This window comes from Haladaptatus sp. (assembly GCF_049589095.1).
Taxonomy (GTDB): Archaea; Halobacteriota; Halobacteria; order Halobacteriales; family Haladaptataceae; genus Haladaptatus.
This window is the reverse complement of the sequence record NZ_JBAWAC010000318.1, coordinates 1-13,606: the sequence shown is the minus strand read 5'-3', so window position 1 is coordinate 13,606 and position 13,606 is coordinate 1. Positions and strand designations below refer to the sequence as shown.

The following is a 13,606-nucleotide window of genomic DNA, read 5'->3' as shown; positions in this document are numbered from 1 at the left end:
GTCTGTGGCTGTGCAAATACGACCGGTGCCGTCCCCCCGAAGAAATCCCCCATCGAAACGGTCGTCTTCGCGTCGGAAACCTCCGCTTGTCCGCCTTTTACCTTGAACGATTTGCCGTTGTCCAGTTGCAACACCTGTTCGTTCGTCCCCGCCGAAAGCGAATGGAACGTTTCACTGATATGCGATCCATCGAGGTATTCCCATTCTTCGAGTTTGTATTCGAAATCGCCATCCGCCACGTTTCGGAGACGAACGTGCGCCGGGTTCTCTCCGTCGTACGACAGCGGTTTCGCGACGACGACGCCACTCGGTTGTACGGCCGAGGTGACCTGTTGCCACTGCTCTACGCTTTCCTGTTTCCCGCTGGTTATCGTTTTCGTCAACAGCGGTACTTCGCTGCCGGGGGTGTACGGTTCCCCATCGACCGTCCACACCGCGGGTCCGCTCGACTCGGTCGAAACGATACCGCCGGTCACGTAGAACGAGTGGATCTTTCCCGCGGGAACTGATCCGGTTGCGACCGACGAATTCCCCGGCCTGCTCGGCCCGCCGTCCTCTCCCCAGGACATGGTCATCGTCGAACCTTCGTTGCCTGCGGGAAGGGCGTTCTCCCCGGCCGTAATCCGGTATGTCGTTGGCGAGTCGTTGCCCGTATTGTCGATGCGAACGAGTTGCGCGGATTGCAGCGGAACGGTACCGAGCGCTGGCGGATCGGGCAACGGCGGCGTCGTATTCGGTTCGTCGGGATTCCCGTTGATGGTCATCCGGTTGCTAATGTAGGTCGAGTTGGTCTGTGGACCGGACCCACCGAGAACGCCAGACACCGTTCCCCATTCGTCCGGTGCTTGGCCGATGTAGATCGCGTACTCGCTGCTGTGGTCGTTGCGTGCCTGGACGTCATTGAACTCCAGATATTCGAGATTTGCTGGTGTCCCATCGGACATCTGGCTATCGTACGTGTAGATGGCGTCGTGGTTCTTCGTCGAATCGTAGCTGATTCGGGTGTTATCTACGCGATCCGTTGACACGTGACCTGTCCCGTGATCGGTCCGCCGCAACTCGGTGACTGGTAGCGGTGATAGAAATCACAATCCGCGATGGTGAGCGTTCCGTCGTAACTGTTGATCCCGTCCGCCGAATCCGCGGGAACGTTGGCCTCGCAGCTCACACCGCGTTGGAGCGACCCGCCCGACCACGCCGACCGTGGATGTTGTCCGTCCTTGATGGAGACGCAGTTTCTCACTTCCGTGTTCCCCCCGAGGCGCAGACCGTTTTGTGTGTTGCGGACGAAGCAGTTCAGGATTTTGAGTTTTCCTTCGGGTTTCTTCGCGTAAATCGTGTTCTCTCCTCACAGCTCGAACCAACAACGGTTGAACGTGAGCGCCCCCTTCCCGGATTCGACGAGTATCGCACGCCGGTTGCTCGCCTCGTCCGCAGCACACGCCCCCTCGTTGAAATAGCAGTCTTGCAGGAGTCCGCGTTTTCCGTCCGCGGAGGATAACCGGAAGTACGTGCGTGCGTCGCTCGAATCGTTCGATCCGACGTTGCTATCGGTGGCTGCCCGCACTTTTCCACGGGTGATGAGTCGTCTGAGTTCCCAGTTACCCGAATTGGAGTTCATGCGGACGAACGGTGGAATCGGCGTGTTCCGCATATCGAGTTCGAACCCGTCGAGGACGAACCCGTTCGAGTACACGTCGAACCAACGGGTGTTGTCGCTCGAAACACCGGGAACGAGTCGCGCACCGTTCGGCGCGATGAGTTCGAGGTTGTTGGTCCCTGACTCGATGGTAATCCCGTTGAGCTTGTAGGTTCCCGATGGGAAGACGATCGTCGTATTGCTGCCGACGAGGTCGCCTAGAATCGGATCGATGGCCGTGTTTCCGTTTTTGTCTGCCCCCTGATCGACGATATTGTAGGTCGGCATCAGATCCCCTCTCCCAGCAGAATTTCGAGGATTGCCCCCCAGACAGTCGGACGTCGGTTCCGATCGATTCGGTCGAGCAGTCGTGCGTCTTCGTTTCTGATTTCTCCTCTCACCATACTTCGCATAAGCACTATCGAATCTATTGTTATACTCTGCCTAAAGATGGAATATACTGTTCAGGGGCATCATAACAATTTGTACGATTATTGAATTAACGTTCGAGACAGATGCCTGGAGAATCCCACACGCGAACGGGAATCGACCGACGAACGATGTTGAAAACGATCGGTGCTACGGTGGGTGTCGCGGCGTTCGGAGGATACGCCTCCGCCGGGGGCGGTGGTTCCGAAATTCGACCGTACCAATGGACCGGGCCTCGCTCTGGACCCAGTCGAACGGGAACGACCGAAGACGACGGTCCGACACCGTACGCCACACTCGATTGGAAGATGGATTTGGACGGAAGTATGTTCCACGTCGAGCCGATCGTTACCGACGAACTGGTGTATCTCGCCGTTACATCGGACAACACGCCCGGAGAGACCACCGGATATCTCGGCGCATACGACCTCGAAACCGGCGAGCGACGGTGGAAACGAACCGACATTCCGAGTCCGAAGCCACCCACGACCGATGGCGACAAGGTGTACGTGGCGACGAAGAGCTTCGAAACCTCAAACTCGGGTGATGGGGGGATGTACGCGCTCGATGCTGCGTCCGGGGAGACGGTGTGGACACGGACGGACCACGACGTCTGGTCTCCCCCCGTCGTGACCGACGACCGGATCTTCAGCTCGAACCGACACGGGACGTACGCGTTCGACCCCCCAACCGGGAATACCGTCTGGCAAACTGCCGGCGTCTCCGGGTTGTCGGAGGACGTCGGCGATGCACTGAGTTACACCGACGAAACCCTTTTCCTGAGCGATGGAAAGGCGTTGAACGCCGCAGACGGGTCGATGAAATGGCGTGTATCCCCGGACGACACGACGCTCGGCAACCCGTCGTCAACCGAACAAATGGTCTATTTCTCCCAAACCAACTATCTCACCGGAGACGACGACAGCGTGGAGATACAAGCCCGGTCGCCGGATTCCGGTCGGCTGGAGTGGAACTACGAGTCCTCGGAACAGAACCGGTGGAACGGACGCCCCGTCATCACCGACGAGCACGTGATATTCGTCGATACCTCTGAGGATTCCACCCTGAAAGCACTCGACAGGATGACGGGGGAGACGGCGTGGACGACGAACATGGTGGGAGAATCCTTCAGCAACCCGGTCGTGGGCAACGGAACGGTGTACCTCGGCGGGAACATCTCCGAACTGGGTATCATACACGCTATCGATGATTCGACCGGCGAGTTACAGTGGACGTACCCACTCGACAGCACTGACCTCCAAACGTCGCCCGAAAATCCCCCCGCCGCCGGGGTACCCGTGATTTCGAACGACAAACTGTACGTTGCGACGTATCCCGTCGATGCGACGCTCGACTACGAGTACACGTACTACTCGAACTTCTTCGCGCTGGGGTCGTCCGACCTGCAACCGGACGGGAATACCGGACTGCCGGATGACAACGAACCGGACGGTGGGGACGAAACCTCCGACAAACCTGACGAGGAAACCGAGTCCCCATCGTTGGATGCGTGTATCGAAGTCACGCCGAGTCCCGACTCGACCGACCTCGACGGTGGCGACGTCCTCCAACTCGATGCGTCCGCTTCGACGGGGAGCGAACTTCGGTTCGAGTGGGATGTCGACGGGGATGGTGCGTACGAGAGAGGGGGACGTTCGATTCACGTGTCCCTTCCCTCCTGTGGGTCGCTGTCGATCACGGTTCGCGTCACGGACGGGGACGGCGAGACGGACACGGCGAGCGTTTCGATGGCGGCAAACTGATTCACGACGACGCGCCGCACCGGTTTCTGTTTTAGGCCAACCTAAAAATCGAAACCCCTTTATCGAATTAGACGAGCCTGAAAACATGGTTCGTGATCGTACAGAGCACCAGAGACCGACACAGGGAAATTCCCTCACGCGCGGCGGCGAATCGTGCGCTGTCTATGCCGTCCGTCGTGATCTCCCCTCCCGTCATGTCAAAGGAGTAACTGGCAGAAATGCTTGACATGCAAGCAGTTATCTGCCCACCGTGGCTATGCCCGCGCATGAATAACCGACCACAAGAGGTGGTTCGGTGCGTGTAGTCGCCAAGTTCGGAGGCACCAGCCTCGGAAGCGGAGACCGCATCAACCGTGCCGCAGACTCAGTCGCAGCAGCCGTCGAAGCAGGACACGAAATCGCCGTCGTCGCCAGCGCGATGGGCAACACGACCGACGAACTGCTCGACGAAATTCACTTCGACGCGGACGAACCGGACCGCGCAGAGATTGTCAGCATGGGCGAGCGCACGAGCGTCCGAATGCTCAAAGCCGCCCTGTCCGCGCGCGGCGTGAACGCCATCTTCCTCGAACCCGGAAGCGAGCAGTGGCCGGTCATCACCAACACGCGCGGGGAGGTCAACGTCGAGGAGACGAAAGCGCGCGCCGCCGAACTCGCGGCGGAGATGGACGGAGTCGTCCCGATCATCACGGGCTTCCTCGCGGAGAACGAGGAAGGAGGCGTAACGACGCTCGGACGCGGCGGCAGCGACACGACGGCCGTGATGCTCGGCACGTACATGGACGCCGACGAAGTCGTCATCGTCACCGACGTGGAAGGCGTCATGACCGGCGACCCGAGCGTCGTGGAAGGCGCACGGAACGTCGGCGAGATAACGGTGGACGAACTTCGAAACCTCTCGTTCCGCGGGGCCGAGGTCGTCGCGCCGTCGGCGCTCTCGTACAAGGACGACAACCTCCACGTCCGCGTCGTCCACTACCAGCACGGCGACCTGCTCGCCGGTGGGACGAACGTTACCGGCCAGTTCGAGAACCTCATCGACATGCGCGAGTCGCCGCTCGCCTGCATGACCCTGGCGGGCCGTGCGATCCGAAACCGTCCGGGTATCCTCGCCGACCTTTCCACCGCGCTCGGTACCGGTAACATCAACATCGACGCCGTGGCGAGCGGCATGGACAGCATCACGTTCTACGTGGACACCGAGGAAGCGGAACGCGCCGAGAACATCCTCCATCAGGAGGTCATCGACGAGGAATCGCTCTCCAGCGTGACGGTCGACGACCCGATCGCCGTGATTCGGGTGACGGGCGGCGAACTCCCGAACGAACCGGGAATCATCCACGAACTCGTGGACCCCATCGCGGAAGCGCACATCAACATCCACGACCTCATCACCAGCGCGACCAGCGTCGCCCTGTTCGTGGACTGGGACGACCGCGAACGGACGTTGGAAATCCTCCAAAATCACTTCCAGCAGTAGGTCTGCAGTTGGCCAGCAGTAGAACGGGTTCCAAGCCGCTCCCACCGTATCCCGTCCGCCTACCGTATCCCATTCGTGTTCACGACACGTACACGAGTATCGACCGACAGCAATCGTCTGACAGCACGTATTTTCATCCGATCGTGAATCCGTAAATCCCGTCAATTGGGGATAGATTGCGCCAAACCGCCCGACATTTCGTCTTATCGATTTGCATACCACAACGGTAATTACCCAGTTCCATCACACTTCTCACAATGGTGCTCGGGTACACGACGGCGTCGGATTACGGTGGGATGGGTCTCGGATTGGCATTCGTTCGGGAACTGTCCGACGTGTACGGGTGGACTTGCTCGCTGACCGATAGCGAGACGGGCGGGGCGCAGTTCGAATTCTCCGACGTCACGAAAACGGCGGCGGCGAAGAACGAGTGAACGACGGTCTTCCACGCACCTCTCGACACAAACTTTACGCGGGAGTCCGAACCGGCCGAACATGAACCGCGAGCGCTCTCGAAACCTGTACGACCGTGCGCTGTCAGTAACGCCGGGCGGCGTCAACTCGCCCGTTCGGGCCGTCAGACCGTATCCGTTCTTCGTGCAACGCGGCGACGGGGCACACGTCGTCGACGCGGACGGGAACAAGTACATCGACTACGTGATGGGCTACGGACCGCTGCTGCTGGGCCACGACATGCCAGACCCAGTGCAGTCGGCGGTGCAGTCCCAACTCGCTGACGGGCCGATGTACGGCGCACCGACGGAGGTCGAGGTGGAACTCGCGGAGTTCGTCACCCGGCACGTCCCGAGCGTCGAGATGATCCGCTTCGTCAACAGCGGGACGGAAGCGACTTCCTCGGCCGTGCGCCTCGCCCGCGGCTACACCGGCCGCGACAAGATCGTCGTCATGCAGGGCGGCTACCACGGCGCACAGGAATCGACGCTCGTGCAGGGCAACGCGGGAATGGCCTCGGAACCGAGTTCGAACGGGATTCCGGCGGCGTTCGCCGAGGAGACGATCACGCTCCCGTTCAACGACGCCGAAGCGGCGCGCGAACTGTTCGAAGAGAAGGGTGACGAAATCGCTTGCGTCCTCACCGAACCGCTTCTCGGCAACTGCGCCAGCGTCCCGCCGGTGGATGGCTATCTGGAGATCCTCCGCGAGTTGACCGAGGACCACGGCTCCCTCCTGATTTTCGACGAGGTGATGACCGGATTCCGTATCGGCGGGTTGCAGTGTGCACAGGGCAAGTTCGGCATCACGCCAGACCTGACGACGCTGGCGAAGGTCATCGGCGGCGGCTTCCCCGTCGGAGCCATCGGCGGCCGGGCCGAAATCATGGAGCAGTTCACGCCGACCGGCGACGTGTTCCAGGCGGGCACCTACTCCGGCCATCCGCTCTCGTTGACCGCCGGACTCGAAACCCTTCGCTACGCCGCGAAACACGACGTGTACGACCACCTCAGCGAACTGGGCGACCAACTCCGCTCGGGGCTGACCGACATCCTCGCGGACCGCGCGCCCGAGTACACCGTCGTCGGGATGGACAGCATGTTCAAGGTCATCTTCACCCGCGACGGGCCACGCGACCTGTCGGGCCAGTGCGAAGCGGGATGCGTGCAGGACCCCGATTGCCCCCGATTCGACTACTGCCCGAAGGACAAGGGCGACGTGAACCGCGCCGAGACCGAGCGCTGGGAACGCCTCTTCTGGCCCGCGATGCTCGACGAGGGCGTCTTTTTGACGGCCAACCAGTTCGAATCCCAGTTCCTCAGTTATGCTCATACCGAGGAGGACATCGAGGCGACGCTGGAAGCGTACAAGGAAGCGCTGTAGTTCCTTTCGAGGTGTTCGATTCAGCTCTCTTCCTGTTCGCTGAAGTGGAAGTGATCGAACGGTTGCATGCGGCGCTGGCGCATTATCTCCGAACTCTCGATGATGACGCCCGATTCGTGGAGCGTATCCGTGATTCGAGTGATGTCCTGTGTGCTCGTCCCGACGACTTCGACGTGGATGTTCCGCCGCCCGGTGAGCATCTTGCGGACATCGACCACCCCTTGAATTTCCATCATTTGATCGACGTAGGTGGTCCGCTCGGTGGCCGGGACCGTACAGACGAACAGCACGCGGAGCGGTAGATTCGCGGCTTCGTAGTCGATCTCGGGATAGTATCCCATAATGACACCATTATTTTCGAGCTCTTCGATTCGATTTCGGACGGTACTCGCCGAGACGCCGACGGTTTCGGCGATTTCCTGCGTTGTCGTGTTCCGTGCGTCTCGCTGGAGGTGAAAGAGAACGCCACGGTCCACGTTGTCGAGCGGCCTGCTCATACTACTCGGTACGTCACTCGATGGGTTGATTGTTTCCTACGAAAGGACTACAACAGCGGATTTAGCCCTGTGATTCCTTTTTGCCCTTCGGTCGTGATTCGCCGATTTTCGCTCGACGGTGCTGGCCAAATTTTGTCACTCACTTCCTCAATCGACTAGAACTCGTGAAATACTCGGCTGTTTAACCTATTTGGTATCCTTGCATTTGATAGGGAATGTCATGCTTGACGAACACATGGATATTCTCTCGAACGTTCATCGGCGACGCCTGTTAATCGCCTTAGCGCGAGAGAATCCACAAAACGACGGGACCAACCCCACCAGTTGGAAGCAAAGTCACAGAGAGCGGGCGGTTCTGATGCAACACGTGCACCTGCCAAAGTTGGAGGATTACGGGTACATCGATTGGAACCGAATCTCCGAGCAGGTCACGAAAGGACCGCAGTTCGACGAGATCAAACCGCTGCTTACGCTTCTCGTCGAAAACCAAGAGATACTGTCGGATGCGTCGCAGCAGGACTGATTTCTCTCGTTTCTCTTCGTCATCGAGATGGTACGGAGCGACATTTAGGTTGGGACCCTGTCGAACTCCATACCAATTCTTCGTTGGAACTACCTCCGTATAACCTTACTGTGATTATCCGGGTTAACCATCAGCTGGTTCCGGTGTGATGGCCAGTCGTCGTTCCGCGCGACTCCTCTATTTCGTGACTCTCATCGCATAATTGAATCGGCCGTGCGTTCGTGACGTTGCGGAAAAAAAACTTCGAGTCGCTATTTCCGCTCGATTCAGAGATGGTGATTGCGGAATGCGTATCTATGCCCGAATTATCTTCGAAATAAGCAGACTTGTCGAGACCCGAGAGGGCAAGTTAATGGTCGTCTGGATACTTCAATTAGGTAGAAGGGTCTGTCCTGTCGGACCACCGTGGCCAGTCGGACGGGAACTGACTTATGAACGGCGACAAAACAACGTAGACGGTACCGGAACACCCGGTAGCATGGTTGGGACCCATGAAGGACGTATCTAATCACGATCAGGCGGTCGAATTGCTTCAGCAACTCGGGCTGAAAGAGTACGAGGCGAAGTGTCTCGTAGCGTTATCCAAACTACCAAAAGCGACGGCGAAGGAGATAAGCGAGACATCCGAAGTGCCCCGAACGCGCGTCTACGACGCGATTCGGGTGTTGGAAACCAAGGGACTCGTCGAGATTCAACACTCGAATCCGCAGCAGTTTCGCGCCGTTCCTATCGCGGAAGCGGGTGAAACGCTCCGACAGGAGTACGAATCGCGGACGGAAACGCTCGTCGAGGCGCTGGCCGATATCGAACCGGTACAATCGGACAGCACCGAGCAGATTACACACGAAGTTTGGTCGCTTACCGGTACGACGGCCATTCGGAATCGAACGCAGCAACTCATCGACGGCGCCGGGGAGGAGATAATCCTCATCCTTGGCCGGGAGGAAGTCGTCACGGACGACCTTCTCGACAACCTTCGGGTGGCACAGGAAACCGGGATTCGAGTTCTCATCGGAACGTCCGACGATACGCTCCGCGAGCGAATGCAGAACGAAATCCCCGACGCCAGCGTCTTCGTCTCGGGGTTGGAGTGGCTGAACAGTTCGCCGATTCAGGAGGCCGACGAGACGGTCATCAGCCGACTGTTGCTGATAGACCAGAACACGATTCTGGTCAGTTCGGCCCACGAAACGGCTACCGGGGGGATAAACACGGAGAAAGCGGTGTTCGGACGAGGATTCGACAACGGTCTGGTCGTCATCGCCCGGCGATTGATGGCGACGGGCTTGCCGTCCGTCGATGACCCCGAAATCGTCGAGGATTAGGACGAAAGTCCGAATTCGATTCGACTCTCCTTTCAGCTCGCTGCGATAGGTTCACTCCTCCATTTTTTGCTGATTCGGTACATCGGAGTCACCCACCCGACGTGTTCCGTTTACGTGACCTGCCGTCTCGTACGGCGACTTCGCCGCTACTTCGAACGGTCACGTCGTACTTATCGTATGAGAAAGAAATCGAGTTGGTCGTCTCGCATCGACTCTTCTTTCTGGAAGAAACAAGTGCGTCCAACGATTCCGGGTCGATGTGCGTGTAGAGCGGTTCTATCTCGTTCGGTTCGCTCCCCGCCGCCCTCGCAACCGTTTCGGCGACGGCGGTGCTGGGTGCCGTGGTGTCCCAATCGTATCGTATCCGTATCGTGTCGTCGTTTTCGTCGGTACTGTTGCCGTGAACCGATGAGTCCTCTTTGCTCATCTCAGTCTCCCTCTACCGTTTTCTCTACTATAAATATGGATTTGTGTGATTAACTGAGTGACACCGTCCGATTGCACCATTTCGAACGGGCTTCCGCGTGCCGAGAAAGGTTGCGAAGGTGGTTTCAATGTCGGGGTCTCACTGTCGGATATGAGCCATCGAGGAAAGGAACTCCGTCTCGCTACACGAGGGTCCGACCTCGCCATTCGACAATCGGGAGAGGTAAAGGCGGCACTGGAAGACCGCCGGTACTCCGTCGAACTGGTGGAAGTAGCAACCACGGGGGATCAACTGGACGACGCACTCATCACGGAACTGGGAAAGACCGGCGCGTTCGTCCGTGATCTGGACCAGCAGGTATTGGACGGCGACGTGGACGGCGCGATTCATTCGATGAAGGACATGCCGACCGAGCATCCGAACGAACTCATCGTCGCGGCCGTCCCCGAGCGCGCGAGCGCGAAGGACGCCCTCGTGACGCCCGACGGCAAGCCGATCGACGCGCTTCCCGACGGTGCGGTCGTCGGCACGTCGAGTCTCCGGCGGAAAGCCCAACTGCTGAACTTCCGTCCCGACTTGACCGTCGAACCGCTCCGCGGCAACGTCGACACACGAATCGAGAAACTCCTCGCGCCGGTTCTTCAAGCGGAACACGAGGAGCGAACCGAGGAGGAAAAGGAACGAAAGGGCCACGTCGGCAAGAAGGACAGCTACGAATTCCCGTACGACAAGAACATAGACGAGTGGTTCAACGACCTCTCGGAGGTCGGACGCGGCGCGCTCGAACGCGACATCGAAACGGAGTACGACGCCATCGTCCTCGCCGAGGCGGGACTCCAGCGCAGCGGTCTCGCCCATCACGTCGAGTACGAGAGACTGCCGCCGAAGCAGTTCGTCCCCGCGCCGGGACAGGGTGCGCTGGCGGTCATGACGTTGGATTCGGAACTCGCCCACGACCTTCATACCGTCCTCGACCACCCACGGACCCGAGTCGAGACGACCGTCGAGCGAACGATCCTTCGCGAGTTGAATGGCGGTTGTATCGCCCCGATCGGCGTCCACAGCATCATCCAAGGCGAAAACGTCCACGTGGACGTACAGGTGTTCAGTCAGGATGGCTCCGAGGTCATCTCCCTCAAACGTGACGTGCCGGTCGAAACGCACGTCACCGGTGCGAAGCAGGTGGCGAACGAACTCGCCGAGCGTGGCGCCCGCGACCTCATCGCGGAAGCCCGCGAAGGGAGTGAGTGACGATGAAGGTCGCCGTCTTCCGGCCGGACGACGAACGTCTCGACGAGGCGGTGGAACTGTTGGAATCGCTCGACGTGAACCCCGTTCCGGACCCAATGCTGGCGGTTCATCCGACGGACGAAACGCCACGCCACGCCGATTTCGTCGTTCTGACGAGCAAGACGGGCGTCGAACTCGCCGACGAAAACGGCTGGAATCCCGGCGATGCGACCGTCTGTGCCATCGGCGAACGTACCGCCGCGACGCTCCGCGAGTACGGCTACGACGTCGACATCGTCCCGGACGAGTTCTCCTCACAGGGACTCGTCGCGGTGCTCGCCGACCGCGTCGATGGAAAGTCCATCGAAGTCGCCCGCAGTGACCACGGCAGCGACGTGTTGACCGACGGCTTGGCGAACGCCGGTGCCGACGTCCACGAGACGGTGCTGTACGAACTCGTCCGGCCAAAAGGGGCCGGTCGTTCGGCGGAAATCGCTGCCGACGGCGACCTCGACGCCGCCTTGTTCACGTCGTCGCTCACGGTCGAACACTTCCTCGACGCCGCCGAAGACCGGGACATCCGGGACGAGGTGACGGACGCACTGGACGACGTTCTCGTCGGTGCTATCGGTGCTCCGACGAACGACACCGCCCGCGAGCACGGTGTTCGCGTCGATGTCGTCCCCGACACTGCTTCCTTCGACCGATTAGCGGAGGAGGCCGTCGCCCGTCTCCACGACGAACCGAACGACGAGGCCCAAGTTTAAATCCGAGAACGTGACAAGGATGTTTCCATGAGTAGCCCGGTTCCCGAGTTGGAAGCCCGCGCGACGGCCTGTGCGGACAGAGTACGCGAAGCGGACGATATACTGCTCGCCTCGCACATCGACGCCGACGGTTTGACGAGCGCCGCTATCGCGTCGTCCGCCCTCGAACGCGCCGGGGTGCCGTTCGAGACGGTGTTCTGCAAGCAACTTGGTGCCGAGGAACTCGCCGCAATCGCGGCAACCGACTACGACACCGTCCTCTTCACGGACTTCGGGAGCGGCCAACTCGACATCATCACGGAACACGAGTCGGCGGGCGACTTCGAACCGGTCATCGCCGACCACCACCAGCCAGCCGACGCGGACACCGAATTCCACCTCAACCCGCTTCTATTCGGTCTGGACGGCTCCTCGGAACTCTCCGGTGCTGGCGCGAGTTACGTCCTCGCGCGGGCGCTCGAACCCGACGACGGCGACAACCGTGACCTCGCCGCCCTCGCCGTCGTCGGTGCGGTCGGCGACATGCAGATTTCCGACGGTGAACTCGTCGGCGCGAACACGGGTATCGTCGAGGAAGGACTCGACGCGGGCGTGGTCGAAACCGGTACCGACCTCGCGCTGTACGGCAAGCAGACCAGACCCCTCCCGAAACTCCTGGAGTACGCGACCGACGTGTACATCCCCGGTATCTCGAACGACCAGAACGGCGCCCTCCGATTTCTCAATGGCGTCGGCATCGACCTGAAGGAGGACGGCGACTGGCGGCGCTGGGTTGATTTGACGGCCGACGAACGCCAGACTGTCGCCAGCGCGCTGGTCAAGCGAGCCATGCGAAAGGGCGTCTCGGCGACCAAAATCGACGGATTGGTCGGCACCACCTACACGCTCGCCGCGGAACCCGAGGGAACCGAACTCCGCGACGTGAGCGAGTTCTCCACCCTGCTCAACGCGACGGCGCGCTACGACCGCGCGGACGTCGGTCTCGCGGTCTGTCTCGGCAACCGTGACGCCGCGTTGGAGCGGGCCAGAACGCTCCTGAAGAATCACCGTCGAAACCTCTCGGAGGCCATCAGTTGGGTGCAGTCCGAGGGCGTCACCATGGAGGAGAACGTCCAGTGGTTCCACGCGGAGGACCGAATCCGCGAGACCATCGTTGGCATCGTCGCCGGGATGGCCGTCGGCGCGAACGGTATCGACCGAAACGTCCCCATCATCGCGTTCGCCAACGAGGACGACGAAAACGTGAAAGTCTCCTCGCGCGGCACGCCCCACCTCACCCGCAAGGGACTCGACCTCTCGGTCGTCATGAAAACCGCCTCGCAGGCGGTCGGCGGCGACGGCGGCGGCCACAACGTCGCCGCCGGTGCGACGGTGCCGAAAGGCACGGAAAAAGAGTTCATCGAGCGCGCCGACGACCTTGTCGGCGAGCAACTCGGGTAGCGGTTCGATTTCTATTCCGTTACCGTCAGGTGTCGAAACCCCTGATGATCCACCCGCGAAACCGGAGACGCCCGAGTCATGTGTCGGCATCGACGTGGGATTCTAAAGCACGCTCACGACACTATCTTGATTCAGGCGAGAGAATCCCGCCGTTTACGGCGGGCGTGAATCGCCGTCATTGTTCATTTTCACTGGACGGCAAAGTCTAAGGTGCTCTTTTTCTGTATCTCGTCGTGACCGACGCGGTATA

13 protein-coding genes and 2 pseudogenes are annotated in these 13,606 nt (G+C 60.1%); 10 read left to right on the top strand and 5 right to left on the bottom strand.

Features of this window, described 5'->3' with window-relative positions; all coding sequences use genetic code 11:
• The 3 genes and pseudogenes from WBV42_RS10305 to WBV42_RS10295 form a co-directional block, all read right to left on the bottom strand.
• A pseudogene (locus WBV42_RS10305) lies at positions 1–1,028 on the bottom strand (hypothetical protein); the annotation flags it as partial.
• Positions 1,010–1,243, bottom strand: a complete 234-nt coding sequence (locus WBV42_RS10300; protein ID WP_423985950.1) for a hypothetical protein — start codon at positions 1,241–1,243, stop codon at positions 1,010–1,012. The pseudogene WBV42_RS10305 and the gene WBV42_RS10300, both read right to left, overlap by 19 nt.
• A gap of 105 nt (positions 1,244–1,348) precedes the next feature.
• A complete protein-coding gene (locus tag WBV42_RS10295; RefSeq protein WP_423985949.1) occupies positions 1,349–1,927 on the bottom strand; it encodes a hypothetical protein in 579 nt (192 codons plus the stop codon).
• 272 nt (positions 1,928–2,199) lie between these two features.
• On the opposite strand from WBV42_RS10295, the gene WBV42_RS10290 reads away from it, so the two are divergent.
• The 4 genes from WBV42_RS10290 (at position 2,200) to hemL (ending at position 7,147) form a co-directional block, all read left to right on the top strand.
• The gene (locus WBV42_RS10290; RefSeq protein ID WP_423985948.1) at positions 2,200–3,831 is read left to right on the top strand and encodes a PQQ-binding-like beta-propeller repeat protein; all 1,632 of its coding nucleotides are present in this window, start codon (positions 2,200–2,202) and stop codon (positions 3,829–3,831) included.
• Positions 3,832–4,126: 295 nt separating this feature from the next.
• The gene (locus WBV42_RS10285; protein ID WP_423985947.1) at positions 4,127–5,311 is read left to right on the top strand and encodes an aspartate kinase; all 1,185 of its coding nucleotides are present in this window, start codon (positions 4,127–4,129) and stop codon (positions 5,309–5,311) included.
• A gap of 257 nt (positions 5,312–5,568) precedes the next feature.
• Entirely contained in the window at positions 5,569–5,745 is a 177-nt protein-coding gene (locus WBV42_RS10280) for a hypothetical protein (RefSeq protein WP_423985946.1), read from the top strand.
• Positions 5,746–5,806: 61 nt separating this feature from the next.
• Complete coding sequence (hemL, locus tag WBV42_RS10275; RefSeq protein ID WP_423985945.1) at positions 5,807–7,147, top strand: glutamate-1-semialdehyde 2,1-aminomutase; 1,341 nt, start codon at positions 5,807–5,809, stop codon at positions 7,145–7,147.
• A 20-nt stretch (positions 7,148–7,167) separates the two neighbouring features.
• Here the strand turns inward: hemL and WBV42_RS10270 are convergent, their stop codons facing one another.
• Positions 7,168–7,644 (bottom strand): Lrp/AsnC family transcriptional regulator, encoded by a 477-nt coding sequence (locus tag WBV42_RS10270; RefSeq protein WP_423985944.1) that lies wholly within the window; start codon positions 7,642–7,644, stop codon positions 7,168–7,170.
• 358 nt (positions 7,645–8,002) lie between these two features.
• Between WBV42_RS10270 and WBV42_RS10265 the strand changes: the two genes are divergently transcribed.
• Positions 8,003–8,167, top strand: a complete 165-nt coding sequence (locus tag WBV42_RS10265; RefSeq protein WP_423985943.1) for a hypothetical protein — start codon at positions 8,003–8,005, stop codon at positions 8,165–8,167.
• A gap of 491 nt (positions 8,168–8,658) precedes the next feature.
• Positions 8,659–9,492 (top strand): TrmB family transcriptional regulator, encoded by an 834-nt coding sequence (locus tag WBV42_RS10260; RefSeq protein ID WP_423985942.1) that lies wholly within the window; start codon positions 8,659–8,661, stop codon positions 9,490–9,492.
• An 88-nt stretch (positions 9,493–9,580) separates the two neighbouring features.
• Here the strand turns inward: WBV42_RS10260 and WBV42_RS10255 are convergent, their stop codons facing one another.
• A complete protein-coding gene (locus tag WBV42_RS10255) occupies positions 9,581–9,919 on the bottom strand; it encodes a HalOD1 output domain-containing protein (protein ID WP_423985941.1) in 339 nt (112 codons plus the stop codon).
• 150 nt (positions 9,920–10,069) lie between these two features.
• Between WBV42_RS10255 and hemC the strand changes: the two genes are divergently transcribed.
• The 4 genes and pseudogenes from hemC to WBV42_RS10235 all read left to right on the top strand — a co-directional run.
• A complete protein-coding gene (gene hemC, locus WBV42_RS10250; RefSeq protein ID WP_423985940.1) occupies positions 10,070–11,170 on the top strand; it encodes a hydroxymethylbilane synthase in 1,101 nt (366 codons plus the stop codon).
• A 2-nt stretch (positions 11,171–11,172) separates the two neighbouring features.
• Positions 11,173–11,916, top strand: a complete 744-nt coding sequence (locus WBV42_RS10245; protein ID WP_423985939.1) for a uroporphyrinogen-III synthase — start codon at positions 11,173–11,175, stop codon at positions 11,914–11,916.
• Positions 11,917–11,943: 27 nt separating this feature from the next.
• Complete coding sequence (locus WBV42_RS10240; protein WP_423985938.1) at positions 11,944–13,356, top strand: DHHA1 domain-containing protein; 1,413 nt, start codon at positions 11,944–11,946, stop codon at positions 13,354–13,356.
• 28 nt (positions 13,357–13,384) lie between these two features.
• Positions 13,385–13,479 (top strand): annotated as a pseudogene (locus WBV42_RS10235) (RNA-guided endonuclease TnpB family protein); the annotation flags it as partial.
• Positions 13,480–13,606 lie beyond the last annotated feature (127 nt).